The organism is Tenacibaculum jejuense (assembly GCF_900198195.1).
GTDB lineage: Bacteria > Bacteroidota > Bacteroidia > Flavobacteriales > Flavobacteriaceae > Polaribacter > Polaribacter jejuensis.
This window is the reverse complement of sequence record NZ_LT899436.1, coordinates 4284090-4307779: the sequence shown is the minus strand read 5'-3', so window position 1 is coordinate 4307779 and position 23690 is coordinate 4284090. Positions and strand designations below refer to the sequence as shown.

Genomic DNA, 23690 nt, shown 5'->3' with positions numbered 1-23690 from the left:
CAAACAAGCCATGTACGGAAAAATAAAAGAACATTTACAAAAAGAAATTCAGGATATTAAAGATGCTGGATTATATAAAACAGAGCGTATCATTACATCTTCACAAGATGCTGTAATTAAGATTTCTACAGGTGAAGAAGTAATTAACTTTTGTGCAAATAACTATTTAGGTTTATCAAATCACCCAGAAGTAATTCAGGCGGCTAAAGATACTATGGATACGCATGGTTTTGGAATGTCTTCTGTGCGTTTCATTTGTGGAACTCAAGATATTCATAAAGCTTTAGAAGCTAAAATTGCTGAGTTTTATCAAACTGAAGATACCATTTTATATGCAGCAGCTTTTGACGCAAACGGGGGTGTTTTTGAACCATTATTAACAAAAGAAGACGCTATTATTTCTGATAGTTTAAATCATGCTTCTATCATCGATGGTGTTCGTTTATGTAAAGCGGCACGTTATCGTTATAATAATAATGATATGGCTTCATTAGAAGAGCAATTAATTGAAGCAAATAAACAAAACCATAGATTTAAAATCATTGTTACTGATGGAGTATTCTCTATGGATGGTATCGTTGCTGAATTAGACAAGATCTGTGATTTAGCTGATAAATACGATGCTATGGTTATGATAGATGAATGCCATGCTGCAGGTTTTATTGGTGAAACTGGTAGAGGTACCTTAGAGTTAAAGAGAGTAATGGGTAGAATAGATATCATTACGGGAACTTTAGGGAAAGCTTTAGGTGGAGCAATGGGAGGTTACACTACTGGTAAAAAAGAAATTATAGAAATTTTACGTCAAAGGTCAAGACCATATTTGTTCTCTAACTCACTTGCACCAGCAATTGTTGGAGCTTCATTAAAGGTTTTTGATCTGCTATCTAATGATACTTCTTTAAGAGATAAATTGGAATGGAATACAAATTACTTCAGGTCAGAAATGGAAAAAGCTGGTTTTGATTTGGTGGGTGCAGATGCAGCTATAGTACCAGTTATGTTGTACGATGCAAAGCTTTCTCAAGTAATGGCAAATGAACTTTTAAAAGAAGGAATTTATGTAATAGGATTCTTTTATCCAGTAGTTCCAAAAGAGCAAGCAAGAATAAGAGTGCAATTGTCTGCTGCACACGAAAAAGAACATTTAGATAAGGCAATAAATGCATTTGTAAAAGTAGGAAAAGCGTTAAGCGTTATTTCGTAAAAGACGAACAAAAACTTGTTTTTTTTATAAGTTTTTGTAGATTTGCTTTTGTAAATAAGTTTTTTGAACTTACATTTGCGTTATATATAAACGAACTTTTAATTTAAATTTTTGATAATGAAACAATTAAATTTAGCTATGATTTTTATAGCTGTGTTAACATTACTTCCTTTTAGTAAAGTTAATGCGCAAGATGAAAACAATCCTTGGGTTGTTGGTTTCGGTGTTAATGTTGTAGACGTTAGAATTCCTAGTGAATTTGGAGACTATTTACAAGACTACGTTGGAACTTCAGAATGGTCTGATAACTTATTACCATCTATTTCAAGAGTAAGCGTTGAAAAGTATTTAGCTGACGGATTTACTTTACAGTTAGCTGGGTCTATCAATAAAGTTAAGACTTACGCAACAGAAAGAGATATTAATGAATTATATTGGGCTATTGACTTAAACGCTAAGTGGGATGTAAATCACTTAATCGGAGATACAGCTTGGTGGGATCCTTACGTATACGTAGGGGGTGGATACACTGATTTTGGTAGAGTTGTAAACGGAGTTTTCGTTGACGGTGGAGAAGGTACTTTAAATGTAGGTGCTGGTTTCAACGTTTGGTTTAACGAAAATATTGGTTTAAACTTCCAAACTGGAGCAAAGAAAGAATTTGCTGATAAAATACAAGATCATTTCCAACATACTTTAGGTGTAGTTTTCCGTTTCGGAGGAAAAGATACTGATGGTGATGGTGTTTACGATAAAGATGATGCTTGTCCAGAAGTTGCAGGTTTAAAAGAATTTAACGGATGTCCAGATGCTGATGGTGATGGTATCAAAGATTCTGATGATGCTTGTCCAAACGAAGCTGGTAAAGCTGAGTTAAACGGATGTCCAGATGCTGATAACGATGGTATCGCTGATAAAGATGACGCATGTCCAACTGAAGCTGGTACAAAAGCAATGAACGGTTGTCCTGATTCTGATGGTGACGGTATTGCTGATAAGAATGATAAGTGTCCAAACGAGGCTGGTCCTGCTGAAAACAAAGGATGTCCTTGGGGAGATAAAGATAAAGATGGAGTTAAAGATAATGTAGACAAGTGTCCAGATGTACCTGGTGTAGCTTCAAGACAAGGATGTCCAGAGCCTAAGCCAGTTATCGAGGAAGTGAAGTTAAAAGAATTACAAAACTTCGCAAGAGCTATCTACTTTAACTCAGGAAGATCTACTTTTAGACCAGGTGTAACTGGAAAATTAGATTTAATCGCTGCTATCATGAAGGAGTATCCTAAAGCTAACTTCAACATTGAAGGTCACACTGATAGCCAAGGAGCAAATGCAGCTAACCAAAGATTATCTGAAAGAAGAGCTAAAGCTGTATTAGATTACTTAGCTTCTCACGGAATCGATGGTGCTAGATTATCATCTGTAGGTTTAGGTGAAGATTATCCAATCGCATCTAACAAAACTAGAGCTGGTAGAGCGCAAAACAGACGTGTAGAAATTAACTTAAAGAAATAATTTATTTCTAAATTAAGTTGAAATAATATAAAGCCTCGCATTTGCGAGGCTTTTTTTATTAAATAACCATAAGTAAAATTTATCTATAAAGGTTTTTTATATTGTTATAAAAAAATTACCTTTGCGCACTGAAAAGTGACATAAGAAACACTTAATAAATACAATAACTTAATTACAGAAAGTAATGTCTACAATAAAAGGTAAAGTTTCTCAGATTATTGGTCCGGTTATCGATGTTGAGTTTAACACTGAAAATTCAGAGTTACCAAAAATTTATGATTCATTAGAAATTAAAAAAACTGATGGTACTACATTAGTTTTAGAAGTTCAACAACACATAGGTGAGGATACTGTCCGTACAATATCAATGGATGCTACAGATGGTTTACAAAGAGGTCAAGAAGTAGTAGCTACTGGAAATCCAATCCAAATGCCAATAGGGGATGATATCTATGGACGTTTATTTAATGTAACTGGAGAAGCTATCGATGGATTAGGTGATTTAGCTAAAACTGGTAAAAATGGTTTGCCAATTCACCGTCAAGCACCTAAGTTTGAAGAGTTATCGACTTCTACAGAAGTTTTATTTACTGGTATTAAAGTTATCGATTTAATTGAGCCTTATGCTAAAGGAGGTAAAATTGGATTATTTGGAGGTGCAGGTGTAGGTAAAACTGTATTGATTCAAGAATTAATTAATAATATTGCTAAAGGTCACGGTGGTTTATCAGTATTCGCAGGTGTAGGTGAAAGAACACGTGAAGGAAACGATTTATTAAGAGAGATGTTAGAGTCTGGAATTATCAAATATGGTGATGATTTTATGCATTCTATGGAAGAAGGTGGATGGGATTTATCTAAAGTAGATAAAGCTACAATGAGAGATTCTAAAGCTACTTTCGTATTTGGACAAATGAATGAGCCACCAGGTGCACGTGCACGTGTTGCATTATCTGGATTAACTATAGCTGAATATTTCCGTGATGGAGCAGGAGAAGATCAAGGAAAAGACGTATTATTTTTCGTAGATAATATCTTCCGTTTTACACAAGCAGGATCTGAGGTATCAGCATTATTAGGACGTATGCCTTCTGCCGTAGGTTACCAACCAACATTAGCTACAGAGATGGGAGCTATGCAAGAACGTATTACTTCTACAAAGAAAGGATCGATTACTTCTGTACAGGCAGTATATGTACCAGCAGATGATTTAACGGATCCGGCACCAGCAACTACTTTTGCTCACTTAGATGCTACTACTGTATTATCTCGTAAGATTGCTGAGTTAGGTATTTATCCAGCGGTAGACCCATTAGATTCTACTTCGAGAATTTTAACTCCTGAAATCTTAGGAGATGAGCACTATGGTTGTGCACAAAGAGTTAAAGAGTTATTACAACGTTATAAAGAGTTACAAGATATTATTGCGATCTTAGGTATGGAAGAATTATCTGAAGAAGATAAGTTAGTAGTACACAGAGCTCGTCGTGTTCAACGTTTCTTATCTCAACCATTCCACGTAGCAGAGCAATTTACTGGTATTCCTGGAGTATTAGTAGATATTAAGGATACTATCAAAGGTTTCAACATGATTATGGATGGAGAGTTAGATAAATATCCTGAAGCAGCATTCAACTTAAGAGGTTCAATTGATGATGCAATTGAAGCTGGTGAGAAAATGTTAGCTGAAGCTTAATATTAATATATAGAAGTTAATTATGTTTTTAGAAATTGTTACTCCAGAAGCAGTAGTATTCTCATCAGAAATAGATTCTGTTGTTGTGCCAGGTGTTAACGGAGAGTTCCAAGTTTTAAACAATCACGCACCTATTGTGTCTGTTTTAAATGGAGGGGTAGTTAAAGTACATGTTCATAGTCAGAATCATTTAGTTTTTGATGATTTACACGGTAGCATTGAGAAATTACCAGCTGATGATAAAGTACTAACTTTAGCGATCAATTCTGGAACAATAGAGATTAAAGATAATAAAGCAATTATACTAGCAGACTAGTTCTTGTTTTACTATAATATTAAAAACCCCGTAATTTATTTTACGGGGTTTTATATTTATAAAAATTCTATCTTATTTAATCTATTTGCGAAACACGAAGTGTGTTTACCATACCTCTTTCTTCAACAGGCATAGAAGTTAAGTTAATCACGAAATCACCTGTTTTTACAAAGTTTTTCTCTTTAATAATTTCATTAATATCTTTTACGGTGTCATCGGTATTTAAATCTCTGTCATAATAATAAGCTCTAACTCCCCACAAGAGATTTAGTTTCCCTAATATTCTCTTTTCTGAAGAAAATGCGATTACGTGAGATTTTGGCCTCCATGCAGAAATTTGAAAAGCAGTATACCCACTATTAGTTAATGTAGAGATAGCAGAAGCTTTTATATCGTCAGCCATTAAAGCAGCATGATGACATACAGATTTTGTTATAAACCTGTTTGTTCTCACATGTGGTGGTTCAACAGGTACTTTGATTAAAGGAGAAAATTCAACACTACCAATAATTTCGGTCATCTTTTGAATAACCTTTACAGGATGTTTTCCTACAGATGTTTCTCCAGATAACATTACCGCATCAGCACCGTCCATAATAGAGTTGGCTACATCATTAACTTCAGCACGAGTTGGAACACTATTCTCAATCATAGTCTCCATCATTTGAGTTGCTATAATTACTGGAATTCTAGCTTTTTTAGCTCTTCGCACTAAGCTTTTTTGTATCAATGGAACATCTTGCATTGGAACTTCTACACCTAAGTCACCTCTTGCTACCATTAAACCATCACAATATGGAATTAAGGCATCTATATTTTCAACAGCTTCTGGTTTTTCAATTTTTGCAATTACTGGTACACGATATCTTGATTTTTGCTTTATTAAATCACGAAGCATTCTTAAATCCTCAGGATTTCTAACAAAAGATAGAGCAATCCAGTCTACTTCTTGTTCTAGTGCAAAAACAACATCTTTCTTGTCTTTTTCTGTAAGTGCAGGTAAAGAAATATCTGTATTAGGTAAGTTTACACCTTTTTTTGATTTTAAAGATCCTCCGTTAATTACTTCAGTAACAACTTCTTTTTCTTTATCTGTAGAAATTACCTTAAAAAGTAACTTTCCATCATCTACAAGAATATTTTCACCAGGTTTAACATCTTTAGGAAAACGCTGATATGTCATAAAAGCTTTTTCTTTTGTACCAGTACATTTTTCAGTGGTAAAAATAAAACGATCTCCAGCCTTAACTTCTACACCTTCCTCCATTACTCCAACTCTAAGCTTTGGACCTTGTAAATCGGCTAATATGGCTACATTATATCCGTTTTCTTCGTTTATCTCACGTATCTGACTTACTCGTTCTTTCACAATATCATAATCTGCATGAGAAAAGTTTATTCTGAAAACATTAACTCCAGCTTCAGCCATTTTTGTAAGAACTTCTTTTGTACTCGTTGCAGGTCCTAGTGTGGCAACAATTTTTGTTTTTTTGTTGTGTGGCATAGGTTAAAAAATTAAAGACTCTTTAGATTTTAGTTTGTTTGTATCTATGGAATAAGAAGTGATTACCTGAGAAATTTTATTTATTTTTTCTATAGTTTGGTTAATAATTACAGAATTAAAATCCCCTTCTAATTTTAAAAAGTAATCAACTTTTTTCCTTTCAGGAAGCAAATATGTTACTGTTTGACTTTCTGAAAATAAACTTAAATTATTTCCTACAACCTTATTTTTATGATAATTTGAAATTAGATACCATGAATTTTCTGTTGTATTGTGAGTAAATTCATAAAGTGAGAAAAAAGCATCTATGCCTTTTCTTTTTAGATCTATATCTAACTTTGATCGTTTTAAATTTAGTTGCAAGTGTAAATTCAAAAAATACGCTAAACGGTAATCTTCAACTGTGCTATGAATACCTATTAAGCTATAATTAGAAGATGAAAAATCATCTAACGTAAGTGAATGAATTTGCATAAAATAATTTATGCTAATTTACAGAATGTAATGTGAAAATAATATGAAATTAACGAAAACGATTTCTTGTAAGCTTATTATGAATTAGTTATTTGATTCTGAAAAGCATAGTAAACTCTTTTAGCAGCCATCTCTTCTGCTTTCTTTTTTGAAGTAGCTCTTCCTTTAGCAATTTTCTGTCCGTCAATAATTACTCGAACACTAAAATGTTTTTGATTTTGATTGCCTGAATCTTCATAGCTTTCAAAAGCATATTTTCTTTTTGTTTTTTGACACCATTCGATAATAAAACCTTTATAACTTGTGATTTTATTTTCTAATTGTTGAAGATCGATGTAAGGAAAAATAACTTGATCATATATAAATTGATGACAATAATTATAACCTCTATCTAAATAAATAGCACCAATTAAAGCTTCAAAAATGTTACCGTGAATATTTTCTCCTACTTGATTTTGATTGATGTTGCTTTTTACAAATCGAATCAAGTCAAGCTCTTTTCCTAGTTTATTAAGATTTTCCCTACTAACAACTTTTGAACGCATTTGAGTTAAATAACCTTCATTTCCTCTGGGAGCTTCTTTATATAAAAATGAAGCTATTACAGAGCCTAAAATAGCATCTCCTAAGAATTCTAAGCGTTCGTAGTTTATAGGTTTCCCTTTATTATCGGTCATTTTTAAAGACCTATGTATAAAAGCTTTTTTGTAGTGATTAAGAACAATCGGTTTAAAGTTAAGCAATGTTTTCAGTTCATAATAAAATTCTTCGTCCTCTTTAGTTTTAGGTCTAACTATTTTGCGAAGAAAATTCATATATGTAACTAATTAATTATTGCTTGTATTTTTTAAAAGCGATACACGCATTATGACCACCAAACCCAAACGTATTACTTAACGCAACATTTATATCTTTTTCTTGTGCTTTATTAAGTGTAAGATTCAAGTCTGGATTAATATTATCATCTACAGTACTATGATTAATAGTAGGAGGAACAATTCCATGCTTCATAGCTAATAATGAAGCAATAGCTTCAATAGCACCCGCAGCACCAAGTAAATGTCCTGTCATAGATTTTGTAGAATTAATATTGATATTTTTTGCATGATCTCCAAAAACTTCTGAAATAGCTTTAAGCTCAGCTACATCACCAAGAGGTGTAGAAGTTCCATGTGTATTGATATGATCAACGTCTTCTGGATTTATACCAGCATTTTCAAGACAGTTTTTCATAACTGCGATAACACCTAATCCTTCTGGATGTGGTGCTGTCATGTGATGTGCATCTGAAGACATTCCACCACCAACTACTTCGGCATAAATTTTAGCCCCACGAGCTTTTGCGTGCTCATATTCCTCTAGAATTAATGCTCCAGCTCCTTCACCTAAAACAAATCCATCTCTTTCTGCATCAAAAGGTCTAGATGCAGTTTCAGGGCTTTCATTTCTTTTAGATAAAGCGTGCATTGCATTAAAACCACCCATACCAGCTATAGTAACGGCAGCTTCGCTACCTCCAGTAACAATAACATCACAGTGTCCTAAGCGAATATAGTTTAATGCATCAATCATTGCATTAGCAGATGACGCACAAGCAGATACTGTAGTATAGTTTGGTCCCATAAATCCATTTTTAATGGAAATGTTTCCAGGAGCTATATCAGCAATCATTTTAGGAATAAAGAAAGGATTAAATTTAGGAGTACCATCACCAGCAGCAAAATTGATAACTTCATTTTGAAAAGTTTCTAATCCACCGATACCAGCTCCCCAAATTACACCTACTTTATATTTGTTAAGTTGATCTAAATTTAATTCAGCATCTTTAATAGCTTCATCGGAAGCAATCATTGCGTACTGAGTAAATCGATCCATTCTTCGAGCTTCTTTTCTGTCAATGTAGTCTTTGACATCGAAGTTTTTCAGCTCGCATGCGAAACGAGTTTTGAACTTGGCAGCATCAAAATATGTAATAGGTGCAGCACCGCTAACTCCGTTAACTAAGCCATTCCAGTATTCTTCAATATTGTTTCCTATTGGCGTTAATGCGCCAAGTCCAGTTACGACAACTCGTTTTAATTGCATATGTAATTAATTTACTTCTTTGCTTCTTCTATATAGCTAATTGCTTGACCAACTGTGGCAATGTTCTCAGCTTGATCGTCTGGGATTTGAATATCAAATTCCTTTTCAAACTCCATGATTAACTCAACAGTATCTAACGAATCAGCTCCTAAGTCGTTAGTAAAACTTGCTTCGTTAGTTACTTCGTTATCGTCTACTCCTAATTTATCAACGATAATTGCCTTTACTCTAGATGCAATGTCTGACATAATTTTTTAATTTTTAAATTTAAAATCGAGGCAAAAATACGAATCCTGTGATTTTATTCTAATTTTTGCTCAAAAATGTGGGGTCTAAAATAAAAAATCTTTTGTTTAGGACCACATTCATATTAATAATTATTGTTTTTTTGCAGTAACAACACAGCTATATTTAAGATTATGAAACGAATAGTAATTTTTGCTTCGGGGTCCGGAAGTAATGCCGAGAATATTATAGGGTTTTTTCAAACTAAAGAGACTGCTAAGGTTACTCATGTGCTAACTAACAACGAACGTGCCAAAGTTTTGGAAAGGTGTAAAAGACTGGAAGTTAATAGTTTGGTTTTTGATAGAGAAACTTTCTTTAAGACAGATGAGATACTTAATTTCTTGAAAAAAGAAGCAGATTTAATTATTCTTGCAGGCTTTTTATGGAAAGTTCCAGAAAATATTGTGGCTAATTTTCCAAATAAAATAGTAAATATTCATCCTGCATTATTACCAAAATATGGTGGAAAAGGAATGTATGGAAATCATGTTCATAAAGCAGTAAAAAATAATAATGAAGTTGAAACAGGTATAACAATTCACTATGTAAATGAGCATTATGATGAAGGAGCAATCGTTTTTCAGGCAAAAACAACCTTAAATGAAGAAGATTCTGTTGAAGATATTGCAAAAAAAGTACATGAATTGGAATATAAGCATTACCCAAAAGTGATTGAGGATATCATTTTATCTGAATAATGAGTAAAAAAAAGAAATTCTACGTTGTCTGGAAAGGGAAAAAAACAGGCGTTTTTAATAAATGGGAGACTTGTAAAAAACAAATATCAGGCTTCGAAGGAGCACAATACAAAGCTTTTTTAAGTGAAGAAGAAGCAAAAGTTGCTTTTACTAAGAGTTATAATGATTATAAAGGTAAAGACACAAGCAAGAAAAAATTATCTGCATCTGAAAGGGCACAATATGGTACTCCTATTTTAGAAAGTTTATCTGTAGATGCAGCGTGTTCAGGAAATCCTGGTATACTTGAATATAGAGGTGTAGATACTAAAACAAAAAAACAAATTTTTATTCAGGGGCCTTTTAAAGAAGGAACAAATAATATTGGAGAGTTTTTAGCTTTAGTTCACGGTTTAGCGTTACTTAAAAAACAAAAACTACCTAATTATCCTTTGTATTCTGATTCAAAGATTGCGATATCTTGGGTGAAGAAAAAGCAGTGTAGAACAAATGTTGTTTTTTCAGAAGTTAATCAAGATTTACTCGATCTTATAAAAAGAGCAGAAAAATGGCTTAAAGAGAATCAAGTAACTAATCCTATTTTAAAATGGGAAACAAAAGCTTGGGGAGAAATACCTGCCGATTTCGGAAGAAAATAAAAGATTTTATTTTACAAAATCATGTAATAAATCTACAATAGATTTTAGTTCATCAGGTGGATTGTCATGATCAAATTCACTTGAGGTAAAAACTTCATTAGTAGTTTTTATAATCAAAGATGCATGCAATGCTGCGTCTGATGCTCTATTATTTGATGGAGCTTGCAATTCAGAAATAAATTTCAAATCTAATTTTTGAATTAAATTTAAGAGGTGTTCTTTTTGATTTTGTTCTAATGTGAATGTTTTAGTGGTGCTGTAATTTTTGTACGTTACAGCATTGTCAATAACAGAAATATTTTCTATCGCTCCTCTTGTATGTGCATCAAAAACAACTTCTAATATTTCAGAAGTTTGGTTTTCTTTCTGAGAAACACAACTGAAGGAAGTTATAATAATAATTAACAGTATGACTTTTTTCATGATATAAAAATAGCAAAGATGTTTGTTTAGAACATCTTTGCTGGATATTTTAGTTTTAACTAAGCATCATTTTAGCTTTTTGAACAGCTTCTATCATGATATCAATTTCTTCTTTGGTATTATAAAAACTCAAAGAAGCTCTCACGGTTCCAGGAATTCTATAAAAATCCATTATGGGTTGGGCGCAATGATGACCTGTTCTTACTGCTATTCCCAATTTATCTAAAATAGAACCAATATCATAAGGATGTATTCCTTCTATATTGAATGAAATCACTGAGGTCTTAGTAGAAGTACCATATATCTTTAAACCATCAATAGTTAAAAGTTTTTCGGTAGCATAATTCAAAAGTTCATGTTCTGTCTTTTGAATATTTTCAAACCCTATAGAATTCATATAATCTACAGCTACTCCAAAAGCAATTCCTCCACAGATGTTTGGAGTTCCTGCTTCAAATTTATGAGGCAAACCAGCATAAGTAGTTTTCTCAAAAGTTACGGTGTCTATCATCTCTCCTCCACCTTGGTAAGGAGGTAGTTTTTCTAATAGTTCTTGTTTTCCATATAAAATTCCAACACCAGTAGGTCCGCACATTTTATGAGCAGAAACCACATAAAAATCAACATCTAATGCTTGTACATCTGGTTTAATGTGAGGACAAGCTTGTGCTCCATCTATTAAAACGTAAGCACCAAATTTATGAGCTTTGTCAATAATAGTTTCAATAGGATTTATTGTACCTAAAGCATTCGATACATGATTACAGAAGACCAATTTGGTTTTGTTACTTAACATTTCATCATAAAGGTCGATTCGTAAAGAACCGTCTTCATCCATGGGTATTACTCGTAAAATTGCACCAGCTTTTTCACACATCATTTGCCAAGGAACAATATTAGAATGATGTTCTAATGCTGAAACAATTACTTCATCACCTTCTTGTAATAGTGAAGAAAATCCTGAAGCTACAATGTTTACACTTTCTGTAGTTCCAGCTGTTAAAATGATTTCGTAAGCATGTTTAGCATTAAAATGTTTTTGAATTTTAATTCTAGCTTCTTCATATTTATCAGTGGCTTCTTGACTTAAAGTATGAACACCACGGTGAATGTTTGCGTTGTAATTAGAGTAGTAATCAATAATAGCATCAATTACTACAGTTGGAGTTTGTGATGTAGCTCCGTTATCGAAATATATTAATGGTTTTCCATGCACTTTTCTTTTAAGAATAGGAAAATCTGCACGGATTTTTTTGATATCTAGCATGAAATTAATTTTATACAAAAATACGGCTATGTTATTAAAAGAACAATCAAACAGATAAATTCTTACATTTGTGAAAACGACCCAAATTATGAGAATTTTTAAAAGAGTATTGCTGCTCTTAATAGCTATTCTGCTAGTAGCTGTCTTCTATAATTATCCGAAATTAAATATTATTGCTGGTTACACCGCTAAAAATACAGCTTCGTCAGTTTTTTTAGCGAAGCGAACTTTGCAATTTACAGATAGCACAGATACTAATTTCTCACCAATTGATCTGGCTTCTAATAGCGTTAATGAAAATGAAAAAGAAGCTTATGCTTCTGCTTTCGGTTTGTTAACTAGAAAAGCGATTTATAGAGAAGGTTTAGGAAGTGTTTTGGTTGTTGATGGTGTAGATTTAGAAGAGAAACCTTTGATTCCTAAAAGAGCAACTTCAGATAATAATACTCCTTTTCCATATGGGAATTTAGATCCGATAGATTCTGTTTTTACTGAAGTTAATTATGATAAATTAAACAAAGCTGTAGGGGATATGTTTAATGATGACTATAAAACTAGAGCGTTTTTAGTCGTGTATAAGGATAAGATTATTGCTGAAAAATATGCTGATGGTTTTGATAAAAACTCATTATTGTTAGGTTGGTCTATGACTAAAAGTCTTACGAGTACGGTAATGGGAATTTTGCAATGTGATGGTAGGTTAAATGTATATGATAAAGCTCCTTTTTCGGAGTGGGCTAACGATGAAAGGAAGAATATTACAATTCATAATTTATTACAAATGAATAGTGGTTTAGAGTGGGTTGAAGATTACAATTCAATTTCTGATGTAACTAAAATGCTGTTCTTAGCAGAAGATGTAACAGAATTGCAGATTAATAAGCCTTTAGTAGGAAAACCAAATGAAGCTTGGAATTATTCTTCAGGGACCACAAATGTATTATCTGCAATTATTAGAAAACAGTTCGATTCTCACCAAGCCTATTTAGATTTTTGGTACGAAGAGTTGATAGATAAGATTGGAATGAATTCGATGGTTGTTGAAACAGATATGAAAGGAAATTATGTAGGATCTTCATATTCTTGGGCTACAGCTAGAGATTGGGCGAAATTTGGTTTGTTGTATTTAAAAAATGGACAATGGAATGGTGAATCTCTTTTTGATAAAGATTGGGTAGAATATGCAACAACACCAACTCCTACTTCAAATGGTTGGTATGGAGCACAGATTTGGTTAAATGCAGGAGGGAGATATCCAGATGTACCTAAAAATATGTATTCTTTTAATGGTTATCAGGGGCAGAATGTATTTGTTTTACCAGATCAAGAAATGGTAATTGTTCGTTTAGGATTAACCAAAAATGCAGATGTTAACCATTTTCTTAGTGAGATATTAAACTCTTTTAAATAAATAAGAAAGCCTTCAAAATACTTGAAGGCTTTCTTGTTTATTATATGTGTTTCTTTACATTCTCACAGAAGTAGATTTTGTTGAGATGTAAAATTCATTACAGTTTTCTAAAAGGCTAACTAAAGCTCCAACTAAATCTTGAGTTTCTAATAAAATACTAAAGTATAATGTAGTGTTTTTAGGACTCGTTTCATCTGTACGAATTCGATCTACTTGATTTTCGATTGAGTTGTATAAGTCTGAAGTTAAATCCTTCTGATCATCTAGGATATAAGTAAGGTTGTCAAATGTTTTTCGATCAAACGTAGCACTTACCTTTGTTAGTAACTCTCCTAATTTATTGTCAATATTTTTAAGGTCTTTTAATTGAGATTTCTTAAGGTTTTTATGATTATTGTTTACATGATTAAATGTAATCTTTGAAATGTAGCTAATCGATTGAGTAACGTCTTGTAAATAACTTAAAATTAATATATAAAACTTACTAGCTTTTACAGAAGTATCATCTAGCGATTTAATAAAATAAAACACACCGTTTTTTAAATTCTCTATTTCCTCATTTAATTTTAAAACGTGTTTTTCTGTTTTTCTTAATTTATTTAAATCATGAGTAGCAAGATCATTAACAACGTTCGAATATAGTTTATTCACACGTTGAGCTACGTTTGCAATGTGTTCAGAACTTTCATCAATAATTTCATTGATAGATAATAATTCTGCACGCTCTACAAACTGTTGTTGTTTTTCTTCTTTATTCTTTTTAGAATATTGGATAGTTGTTCTAACTAACATTGCAATTACAACTAATAATAATACAGGGATCATAGCTTGGTGCCATGAAATTAAAGAAGCAACTATAGCAGCTGCTGTAAAAGCTATGATAGCTGTTAAAAACCATCCGCCTATAACATTTAATACTCCAGCAACTCTGTATACAGCACTTTCTCGTCCCCAAGCTCTATCTGCTAAAGATGTTCCCATGGCAACCATAAATGTAACATAAGTAGTAGAAAGAGGTAATTTCATAGACGTAGCAATAGAAATTAAAATACTGGCCATAATTAAATTTACAGCTGCTCTTACTAAATCGAAAGCTGGTAATTCGTAAGTTTTATCTTTTGGTAACTTTATTACAGGTTTTTCAAATTTTGAATTGATGTAATTTCTTGTTTTTTCAGGTATAATAGCGTTAAGACCTAAGTTAGCAAACATGGCAGCTCTAACAACTATTCTAGATAAATTGTTTGGTCTAAATTTTTCGTGTCCATCACCTTGTCTAGATAAATTAATTCCAGTTTCAATAACAGCTCTAGCTTTTTTAGATGTCCATAAAGTAATGACCATAATAGCTCCGGCTACTAATAATAAAGCAACATTAGAAGGAACTTTCTTAGCTAAAATACCCATTGAAAATTCATTAGCAGCTTCACCAGAAAGTTGCCAAGCATCATAAGAATTTAAAGCGGCAATTGGTACTCCAATAAAGTTTACTAAATCATTTCCAGCAAAAGCCATTGCTAAAGAAAAAGTACCAATAGCTATAATTGCTGTTAGGATATTAATTTTTAAGAATTTAATTAAAGCAAGTGAAATAGCAGACCATAAAATAAAGCTTCCGGCTATAATAGCAACTGAATTTCCTTCAATTAAGCCTTTCATACTTCCGTAAAAAGGAGTTCCTTTTAAACCTTTAATGATAATAAAATATGTAATCGCAGTGATTGCAAATCCTCCAAATAAGGCGTTGATATATAGAGGTCTCTTTTCAAAATCAAAAGAATAAATAATTCTAGAGAAGTACTGTACGATGGCCCCAACACTAAAAGCAACAACAACAGATAAAATAATTCCAAGAATGATTCTACTTGCTGTTTCATAATTAATATAGTTCCAGATTTCTGTAATAGATTGATCTGTTCCGGATATTTTAATCAAAGCTATGGCTACAGCAGCTCCTAGTAATTCAAATACGATAGATACTGTAGTTGATGTGGGCATTCCTAAAGAGTTAAAAATATCAAGCAGTAATATATCTGTAATCATAACTGCCATAAAGATGTACATGATTTCTTCAAACATGAACATATTTGGGTTAAAAATACCCTTCCTTGCAACCTCCATCATTCCGCTAGAAGACACAGCACCAAAAAATACGCCGACACTAGCGATGATCATTATGGTTTTAATAGGAATAGCTTTAGAACCTATAGCCGAGTTTAAAAAGTTAACAGCATCGTTACTTACACCTACAACTAAATCTAAAATTGCTAGTGCTCCCAGTGCAACTAGCATTAAAATAAAAGGATCTCCCATCTCTTATATTAAGATAATTAAACTCGACAAAAGTAAACACCTACGATTTGCGGTATGTTACGTAATTGTTATGAAATGCTGCAAATCTACATAATTACTTAAGTTTTCAGGTCCTTCTAGGATAGTTTTAACAATTTGCATTGTACCATTTTCGTGGGTAATTATATGCCACTTTATCAGGGTGATTTGATAGTCTTCTATTTCGATGCCCGTAATGCATCTAGGATGAACACAGCTTCCGTCATTAAAGTACGGTAATTCATTAGGTTGAGGGAATCTAGGTCGATGTGTATGACCAGTAACAACAACTTGATTATTGTTGTTTCTAATCCATTTTTCTATATGTTTCTCTACTTTAATTAATTCTTTAAAGTTTTGAGCAGGACTTGTAGGATCTTTAATTCCAACGATTTGTAAAGGTTTCCATAAGTATTTGACTAAAAATCGACTGAATTTCCAAAAAGAGTAATTAAACCAATCTGCTTGATGTCCGTGAAGTAAAAAGATAGATTTTCCGTTGTCGTTTTCTAGTTTTATTGCTTCACAGAAAGAAGCATTGGGCATTAATTCTATATGTTCTTCTGTAGCAGATTCATAATAATGACTTAGGTTTTTTTTAATGTGTTTCGGATTTTTATAATCCATGTCGTGATTTCCCCAGATAAAATGAATCCTATTTTTATCGTAGAACTTTTTTAATAGTAGAAAAGTGTCTTTGTTAGCATTAAAAATAGCATCAAACTTATTTTCCCAGAGTTCATCACCATCTCCAAGTTCTATATAAGTAAATCCGTTATTGAAATATTGAGAAATAGCATAGTTGTATACTTTTCTATTATGAGAAAAATCGTCTGCAAAACTATTATCACCACGATGACAATCTGAGAAAAGTATATATTTTGAATCTTGATTAAGCGGAAGTTTTTTTGCGTTTTTAAAAGCTCTCGATAATCGACTATTAGCAGACATGGTTTGTTTTTGATAAATTTCAATAAAAAAACCGAGTTTTCAAAACTCGGTTTTTTAGCTTAAGTATAAACTGTAAGACTTTTATTAGTTACCAACAATAGTTAAATTGTCAATTTGAAAAGTAGTAGTAACATCACCGTCACCTCCTAAATATTTGAAAGCGATATAAACATCTCCACTAAAACTTGATAAATCGATTGCTCCAGATTCTGTAAAATCAAACTGGAAACCACTACTTGGTCCGTTAGCTAAAGTAGCATTTAACGTTTGCCAAGTTGCAGTAGTTACATCGCCTGTAAAATCTGTAGAAATTAAAACTGATAAAGCTGCTCCATTATTAAATCCTGTTTTAGTGCCAAAAGATAATTCCTCATCAGTATTGCTATCTAAATTGATTGCTGGAGATACAAACCACATTTCTAATGGATTTTCACCAGTTCTAAAAGCTGATGCTTGCATGAATTGATTTCCTCCAAAATTTCTTAAAGTAAAAGTTGTAGATCCTCCGTTAACATTTACATTAGTCCATCCAGCAGCTTCAACATCTGAAGTAGAACCAAATGATTCAAAATCTTGACTGTAAAAAGGAGTTAAAGGTTGGCATAATGTATCTTCAAATTTAATGTCTTCTATATCGTTAATTACTAAAACGAAATTATCACCTCTAAAATCTTTTGTAACTACAGCATCAATAAAACCACCTGTTTGAGATTGCATTTTAACAGAACTAAAGTTTGCAAACGAGCTTGTTTCTAAAATAAAATTAGAAAAACCAGCACCGCTACAAGAAGATAATGTTCTTTGAGTGTCAAAATCTTCGTTTGGATCAACAATAGGTTCACCATCTAAAGCTGGAGGGAAAAATGCATTTTCAATTCTTACAAAAGTACCCACAGCATTATCATTGATTTCTCCTACACTGATAGTTTTTGGAACTATAGTTTCTGTAACTGCAGAACGGAAAATATGATCTTTTAATTGGTTTTCACTAATAACATCAACTTCATTATTATCTGCTGCATCTATTTTTCCTCCTATAGTAATAATACCATCTCTAGAATTTGTTTCTCCTAAGTATAAACCATTTAAATAAATATAAACCTCTCTACCTACATTGTATTTAGTATAATTGTTTCTTAAGTTTAAAACTACTTTAATACCTGTAGTTGGGTTTTCGGCAGCATCTTGAATATAAATCTCTTGAAAGAAGTTTCCGTTACGATCAGAAGAAACAACATAACCCTTCACAACGTCATTTTCGTTAATTAATAGTGGAGCGTCTCCAGAGTTAAATCTTGCTTTAAGATCAGCAATTGTTACTAAATTCCAGTCAGCTTCACTCGCGATATTACCTAATATAATGCTTAACTCACTGTTTTCCTCGTTGCCAGATGGCGTTGGTACTTCAAAGTTATCATCAACACAAGATGATAGTAATAATGTAATTAAGATTACAGTTATTAATTTAATTGAATTAATTTTCATAATTGAAATGTATTTTTTTATGTTTTAGAATCTGTAATAAACGTTAAAGAAGTAATTTGTACCTCTACCAAACCAATATCTTGGACCAAATAATCGCTTAGATCTGTTGAAATCTTCACTTAATTGATTGAAACCACCAGTTCTTGCTTGTTCAAAACCACCAGTTCTGAACTGTTGATTAAAGATATTGCTAATTCCTAAAGTAAAACCAATGTATTTGTTGTCTTTACTTACTTTCCATGATTTTCCACCAATAGCATTTGCTATAAAATATCCACCAAATTCTTCTTGTTCTAATAATCTTTTAGCTTCGATTGGATCGTAATTATTAATAGGTAAACCATCGTTATCAGTAAAGAAAGCACTACTTCTTAATACTGGACTTACACCAATGTAAGTATCGTCGAAATAGTTACCAGTTAAACTAACCCACCAATAATCTGGGTCACGATACTCGATACCTAACGAGTATGCTTTTTGTGGACCAGAGTTTAATCTATAATTCTTTAAGTATGTTGTTCCAAAACTTTGTACTCCATTAACAAAACCTTGAGCTCTAGCTGTTTCTGTGTCTTCAGCAGAAAACTGAACATTATCAGGGTTATTGCTATAATAGTACTCTCCAATATTAGCGGCACCTTTTAAGTTTAATGTAGAAGTTAATTTGTATTCAAAACCTAATTCAACTCCCATGTGTCTTTTGTCTGCTCCAGTAACAGTTTCTTGTACGAAACTATCAAATAAATCAGATTGGAAAAAGAAGAAGTTAGAGTCGATATCATCAGTAATTTGAGAAAAATATCCAGTAACTCTAGATGTAAATCTTGGAGATCTGATGATGTAACTAGCATCAAATGATAAAATCTTTTCAGTATCTAATCCTTCTGTAATTAAGTTACTTTCTCTAATTTGAGTAAATGTATTTCTTATGGTTGGTGCTTTTTCTAAATATCCAGCATTGAAATCTAAGATATGTCTACCAGATAATTTATAAGTAATACCTCCTTTTACACCAAAAGTTGTGAATTCTTGTTTTTCAGATTTTCCAAATGAATTATTTTCAAAACGTCCACTTTGGTACAATCCTTCTCTTTGGTGAGAAGTTCTAGTAATATCCCCAGCGATATAAAAATCTACTTTGTTGTATTTAAACTGTGCTTGTAAGAAACCATTCATCACTTCAGAGTTGATGATGTAGTTATACTTAAAACGGTCTCCTTCTTGTACAATTCTATTTGGGTTTAATAAGTCACTTTGTCTTTCAGGATCTCCAATAGAACCAAATCTATTAATATCCAAATAACCAGTAGTACTTCCTAAAAGATCTAAAACATTAGCAAAACGTTCAGACTCTAATTTTGTATACTGTAATTTACCATTAAGTGTAATGTTATCTGTAAGATCTGCGTTTAAAATCGTGTTTACATTAAAAATATCATCATCGACTCTATCTTCGTTTAAAACATATGCTGCATCTATACCTTGCTGAGAGTTGTTAATATTAGCACTGTAAATTTCTTCCCAATCGATTTGCCCATCATTTAAAAAACGTTGTTCAGCTTCAAAAGCTTCTGCTAAATCACCCTCATCTATCCAAAAGCTTGGTAAGTTTCTAAAGTCAGTTGGGTTAGGATTTTGACCTCCGTTAAAATCAATTCTACTTCTACCTATCTTTCCAAATTGATAAGAAACGTTCGTATTTAAGTTTACTCTGTCGTTTATTTTCCAGTAATGACTTAACATTGTAAAAGGTTCTTCAACGTCTTTAATTCTAGAATTTCTGATTTCTCCATTTTGGAATCCCCAGTTTGAATTATAACGAATACCTCTTAAATCTGTAACTTCTTGAGTGTTTGGAGAACCAACTCCTCTTTTATTAGAAGCAAAAATCGAAGTCAAGTTTAAGCTATGACTATCATTAAAAACTTTTTCTACAGATGCAAATAATGAAGTAGCATCGTAAGAAGTTCCATCAACAAAACCTTCGCTTCCAGCTCTTCTGGTACCAGAAACAGAAAAAGCCCATCCGTCTTTCAATAATCCAGATGAATATGTTCCCATTACTCTATGTCTGTAACTTCTGTTAGAAGAAGCATAAGAAATTCTCGCTCCTTTTCTATATTGAGAAGCTCTAGTGCTAATATGTGTAGAACCTAAAATACCACCAAATGTATAATTTGATGGAGCTAAACCATTTGTGAATTCTTGATTTCTTAAAACATCATTTAATCCACCCCAGTTAGCCCACTCAGGACGACCAGTTTCTAATTTGTTCATTTCGATTCCGTTAATCAATAACTTTGCATTATCAGAATCTAAACCACGAATTCTAAAGAAAGCCGCACTAAATTCGAAAGCTGCAGCACGTAAGTATACATCTCTAGATGATTGTAATAAACTAGAAATATTGTCTGCAGCACTACTATCATCGTTTAATTCATCATCGGCAATAATAATAGTACTTAAATCTTGGTTGTCAGAAAACTCGTCTACGTACATAAAAATGTCTCCTAGATTAATTACACTGCCTGATAATGTAACAGGGTAATTCTGAGTTTCATAACCTACTTTTTTTAAGGTAACAATAAATTTTCCGTCAGGTAAATTTTGTAAAGCAAATGTCCCATCAATGTTAGTAACCTGACTTTCATCTCTGCCCTCAATACTGACTGAAACACCTTGTAGTACCTTTTCTGAGTCGCTATCTTTAACAACTCCTTTTACAGTATTTTGTGCTAGTGCTCCATAAGATATTGTAAAGCAAAACAATACTGTTAAGATAATTTGTTTCATAAAAGTTTATATTTTTTAAAAAAAATGCCTGCAAACTTAGTTTTTTTTAAAAGTGTTAATGTTAAGTTAATATTAACAAATAAGAATATTATACACAATCAGGGAATTGGCTTGAAATTTGTTTTTACTTTTGTGCCGTTAAAAAATAATTTCATGAGAAAATTAATAGTACTATTAGTTTCTGTATTGAGTGTGTTTTCTGTAAGCGCTCAAAAAGAGTACAAGATTAGAACTGTAGCATTTTATAATGTTGAAAATTTATTTGACACTATTAATGATACAACTAAAAATGATGAGTTTAGTCCAATGATGGAACTAAAAGCAGGAAGATCTAAAGTATACTGGGACAAGATTGATAAATTAGGTAAGGTAATTAGTGAGTTAGGAGCAGAGAAAGCTAAAACTAGTCCAGCTATTTTAGGAGTAGCAGAGATTGAAAATAAACAAGTTTTAGAGGACTTAGTGAAAAACAAACACTTAAAAAAGAAGCGTTATGGAATTATTCATTTCGACTCTCCCGATAAAAGAGGAATTGATGTAGCTTTATTGTATCAACAAAGGTATTTTAAACCTGTACATTTTGAAGCAGTAAATCCTAATATCTATTCAAATAATAAGAAAATATACACAAGAGACATTCTTTGGGTATCTGGATATTTAGATGACGAGTTAGTACATATTCTTGTTAATCACTGGCCTTCAAGAAGAGGAGGAGAAGCTAAAAGTAGTCCATTAAGAGAAAAAGCAGCTTATAAAGTGACTCAAATTATGGAAAAGATCAGAGAGAATGATAAAGATGCGAAAATCATTATCATGGGAGATTTTAATGATGATCCTATGAATAAGTCTTTCAAAGAGGTTATAAAGACAAAATCTGACAAAGAAGATGTTACTAAAAATGATGTATTTAATCCTTACGAAAACATGTTTGAGAAGGGATTAAATACAACTGCATATAGAGATAATTTAAGCCTTTTTGATCAGATTATGTTTACAGCTCCATTATTAAATAAGAAAGGGAGAAAAGATTTTTCAACTTATAAAATGTTTAAGTCAGGTATTTTTAATAAGCGTTTTTTAATGCAAAAGCAAGGTAGATATAAAGGGTATCCTTTTAGAAGTTTTTCTAACGGACAGTACTCTGGGGGTTATAGTGATCACTACCCAGTCTACTTATATTTGATAAAAGAGAAATAAAAAGTTCGGTTTTCCCACACCAAAAGTGTGGGTAACCCGAACTCATGTTTTTTTTAGCATAACTATTTTTGTCTTGAAAAAGTAAAAAATAAAAAAATGCTAAAAGAAAAGTTAAATTATATAAAACTGTTCCTTTGTTTTTTAGGAACAGTTTTATTTTTTTCGAGCTGTAATGAAGAAGAGCTCGAGTTGGAATCAATCAATGAACTCAATTTCAAAACAGTCTCCATTTCAAGGGCTAAACAAATTTTTGATCTAAATTCTGATCAAAACAATAAAACGGACCATTTGTTTTTGAGAAAAGGAGAAAAACGATTTACTATTACACCTAATTGGAGTACTTTAAGTCAATTAGATGTAGACTTTACAGATGCTTTGTTAACCAATGTACAAGTAGCATTAAATGTCAATATTCCTTTTAAAAGTCGATTGATTTTTATTGAAGTAAATGGTAAAGAAATTTCATTAATAGAAACTACAGAAGAGCATAGTAGTAATAATGGAAATTTAAATGACGGAAACATTTATTATCATACTTATGATGGGACATTTTTTGATGCTTATAAAATTAGTGACGGTAAGGTATCTCATAGATTAATAGTACAAGAGAAAATTCAAAAAGCAAGTTTATTTTCTTTCATTAGTTTTTTTCAGGATGACGATGATGATTGTGATGAAAAGCTAAATCCTAACTCTAAGTTTTGTAACAATCATTTAGAAGAAGTTGTGATTGGCGGTCATTCTAGTTCGTCTAGCCCAATACCAATATTATCACTTTTTGGTCATGGAGCTTCTATTACAGACGTAACTTCTAACGCAAGTGGAGGTGGAGGAGGGAATAATTCAGCTTTTACTCCTTGCGTGAATGGAAAAGTTAAAGATAAGTCTGGAAATTGTGTGGAAAAACCTTGTGATGGTGATCCTGTTGTAAATCCTGAAATTGCGCCACAGAAAAATTCTGGAACAAAAGGAGGGATGTATGGAAATACTAGGAAAAAGAAAAACCCTAATGGAAGAGGGTTGTTACCTAAATTTCATGGCGGAGTAGATTTAAAGAATAATTACGGAAGTCCGGTTTTTGCACTTTACGACGGAACAGTTACACAACATTGGTTTCCTAAGGCTGGATATATAGTGGCAATTTCATCTGTAGTTGATGGTAAAGAAGTACTGGTTCAATATTTTCATTTGCAAGAAAAGAATAGAGCTTTAGGTAAAGTTAAAAAAGGAGCGATAGTAGGTTATCAAGGAGATTCAGGTAATTTAAAAGGAGCGATACAAAGTGGATTTGCAGTATCTCATGTACACTTAAAAATCAAAGAAAATGGAAAAATAGTTGATCCTTTAAACCATTTAAAAACAAAGATTAATAAAAATACAGGAAAAGTAGAAGAACCGTGTTCAAATTAAA

20 protein-coding genes are annotated in these 23690 nt (G+C 32.2%); 9 read left to right on the top strand and 11 right to left on the bottom strand.

What is annotated here, in order from left to right; translation table 11 throughout:
* The first annotated feature begins 10 nt into the window (after positions 1-10).
* From kbl to AQ1685_RS18880, 4 genes are all read left to right on the top strand, one after another.
* Entirely contained in the window at positions 11-1207 is a 1197-nt protein-coding gene (gene kbl / locus AQ1685_RS18895) for a glycine C-acetyltransferase (RefSeq protein ID WP_095074654.1), read from the top strand.
* Between the two features lie 117 nt (positions 1208-1324).
* Complete coding sequence (locus AQ1685_RS18890; RefSeq protein ID WP_095074652.1) at positions 1325-2722, top strand: OmpA family protein; 1398 nt, start codon at positions 1325-1327, stop codon at positions 2720-2722.
* 184 nt (positions 2723-2906) lie between these two features.
* Positions 2907-4418 carry a F0F1 ATP synthase subunit beta gene (gene atpD, locus AQ1685_RS18885; RefSeq protein ID WP_095074651.1) on the top strand — a complete coding sequence of 504 codons (1512 nt, stop codon included), beginning with the start codon at positions 2907-2909 and terminating at the stop codon, positions 4416-4418.
* A gap of 22 nt (positions 4419-4440) precedes the next feature.
* Positions 4441-4734 carry a FoF1 ATP synthase subunit delta/epsilon gene (locus AQ1685_RS18880; protein WP_095074649.1) on the top strand — a complete coding sequence of 98 codons (294 nt, stop codon included), beginning with the start codon at positions 4441-4443 and terminating at the stop codon, positions 4732-4734.
* 76 nt (positions 4735-4810) lie between these two features.
* Here the strand turns inward: AQ1685_RS18880 and pyk are convergent, their stop codons facing one another.
* The 5 genes from pyk to AQ1685_RS18855 all read right to left on the bottom strand — a co-directional run bounded on the left by pyk (position 4811) and on the right by AQ1685_RS18855 (position 9045).
* Positions 4811-6238 (bottom strand): pyruvate kinase, encoded by a 1428-nt coding sequence (pyk, locus tag AQ1685_RS18875; RefSeq protein WP_095074648.1) that lies wholly within the window; start codon positions 6236-6238, stop codon positions 4811-4813.
* A gap of 3 nt (positions 6239-6241) precedes the next feature.
* Positions 6242-6712 (bottom strand): IPExxxVDY family protein, encoded by a 471-nt coding sequence (locus AQ1685_RS18870; protein ID WP_095074646.1) that lies wholly within the window; start codon positions 6710-6712, stop codon positions 6242-6244.
* A gap of 77 nt (positions 6713-6789) precedes the next feature.
* The gene (rnc, locus tag AQ1685_RS18865; RefSeq protein WP_095074644.1) at positions 6790-7527 is read right to left on the bottom strand and encodes a ribonuclease III; all 738 of its coding nucleotides are present in this window, start codon (positions 7525-7527) and stop codon (positions 6790-6792) included.
* A 16-nt stretch (positions 7528-7543) separates the two neighbouring features.
* Entirely contained in the window at positions 7544-8797 is a 1254-nt protein-coding gene (gene fabF / locus AQ1685_RS18860; RefSeq protein ID WP_095074643.1) for a beta-ketoacyl-ACP synthase II, read from the bottom strand.
* Positions 8798-8808: 11 nt separating this feature from the next.
* Positions 8809-9045 carry an acyl carrier protein gene (locus tag AQ1685_RS18855; RefSeq protein ID WP_075340350.1) on the bottom strand — a complete coding sequence of 79 codons (237 nt, stop codon included), beginning with the start codon at positions 9043-9045 and terminating at the stop codon, positions 8809-8811.
* 171 nt (positions 9046-9216) lie between these two features.
* On the opposite strand from AQ1685_RS18855, the gene purN reads away from it, so the two are divergent.
* Together purN and AQ1685_RS18845 are read left to right on the top strand one after the other, a co-directional pair.
* Positions 9217-9783, top strand: a complete 567-nt coding sequence (purN, locus tag AQ1685_RS18850) for a phosphoribosylglycinamide formyltransferase (protein WP_095074641.1) — start codon at positions 9217-9219, stop codon at positions 9781-9783.
* Complete coding sequence (locus AQ1685_RS18845) at positions 9783-10421, top strand: ribonuclease H1 domain-containing protein (protein WP_095074640.1); 639 nt, start codon at positions 9783-9785, stop codon at positions 10419-10421. Before purN ends, AQ1685_RS18845 begins: the two co-directional genes overlap by 1 nt.
* Before the next feature lie 6 nt (positions 10422-10427).
* Here the strand turns inward: AQ1685_RS18845 and AQ1685_RS18840 are convergent, their stop codons facing one another.
* Both AQ1685_RS18840 and AQ1685_RS18835 read right to left on the bottom strand, forming a co-directional pair.
* Positions 10428-10844, bottom strand: a complete 417-nt coding sequence (locus AQ1685_RS18840) for a hypothetical protein (RefSeq protein ID WP_095074638.1) — start codon at positions 10842-10844, stop codon at positions 10428-10430.
* 55 nt (positions 10845-10899) lie between these two features.
* Positions 10900-12111, bottom strand: a complete 1212-nt coding sequence (locus tag AQ1685_RS18835; RefSeq protein WP_095074636.1) for an aminotransferase class V-fold PLP-dependent enzyme — start codon at positions 12109-12111, stop codon at positions 10900-10902.
* Positions 12112-12199: 88 nt separating this feature from the next.
* On the opposite strand from AQ1685_RS18835, the gene AQ1685_RS18830 reads away from it, so the two are divergent.
* Positions 12200-13522 carry a serine hydrolase domain-containing protein gene (locus AQ1685_RS18830; RefSeq protein ID WP_095074634.1) on the top strand — a complete coding sequence of 441 codons (1323 nt, stop codon included), beginning with the start codon at positions 12200-12202 and terminating at the stop codon, positions 13520-13522.
* Positions 13523-13576: 54 nt separating this feature from the next.
* On the opposite strand, the gene AQ1685_RS18825 is transcribed toward AQ1685_RS18830, so the two are convergent.
* From AQ1685_RS18825 to AQ1685_RS18810, 4 genes are all read right to left on the bottom strand, one after another.
* Positions 13577-15835 carry an inorganic phosphate transporter gene (locus AQ1685_RS18825; protein WP_095074632.1) on the bottom strand — a complete coding sequence of 753 codons (2259 nt, stop codon included), beginning with the start codon at positions 15833-15835 and terminating at the stop codon, positions 13577-13579.
* 57 nt (positions 15836-15892) lie between these two features.
* Positions 15893-16804 carry a metallophosphoesterase gene (locus AQ1685_RS18820; RefSeq protein ID WP_095074631.1) on the bottom strand — a complete coding sequence of 304 codons (912 nt, stop codon included), beginning with the start codon at positions 16802-16804 and terminating at the stop codon, positions 15893-15895.
* Between the two features lie 84 nt (positions 16805-16888).
* The gene (locus tag AQ1685_RS18815; protein ID WP_095074629.1) at positions 16889-18289 is read right to left on the bottom strand and encodes a DUF5689 domain-containing protein; all 1401 of its coding nucleotides are present in this window, start codon (positions 18287-18289) and stop codon (positions 16889-16891) included.
* Positions 18290-18313: 24 nt separating this feature from the next.
* Positions 18314-21082 (bottom strand): carboxypeptidase-like regulatory domain-containing protein, encoded by a 2769-nt coding sequence (locus AQ1685_RS18810; RefSeq protein WP_095074628.1) that lies wholly within the window; start codon positions 21080-21082, stop codon positions 18314-18316.
* Positions 21083-21235: 153 nt separating this feature from the next.
* Between AQ1685_RS18810 and AQ1685_RS18805 the strand changes: the two genes are divergently transcribed.
* Together AQ1685_RS18805 and AQ1685_RS18800 are read left to right on the top strand one after the other, a co-directional pair.
* The gene (locus tag AQ1685_RS18805) at positions 21236-22279 is read left to right on the top strand and encodes an endonuclease/exonuclease/phosphatase family protein (protein WP_095075122.1); all 1044 of its coding nucleotides are present in this window, start codon (positions 21236-21238) and stop codon (positions 22277-22279) included.
* 294 nt (positions 22280-22573) lie between these two features.
* Positions 22574-23689 carry a M23 family metallopeptidase gene (locus tag AQ1685_RS18800; protein ID WP_157730287.1) on the top strand — a complete coding sequence of 372 codons (1116 nt, stop codon included), beginning with the start codon at positions 22574-22576 and terminating at the stop codon, positions 23687-23689.
* The last annotated feature ends 1 nt before the right edge of the window (position 23690 follow it).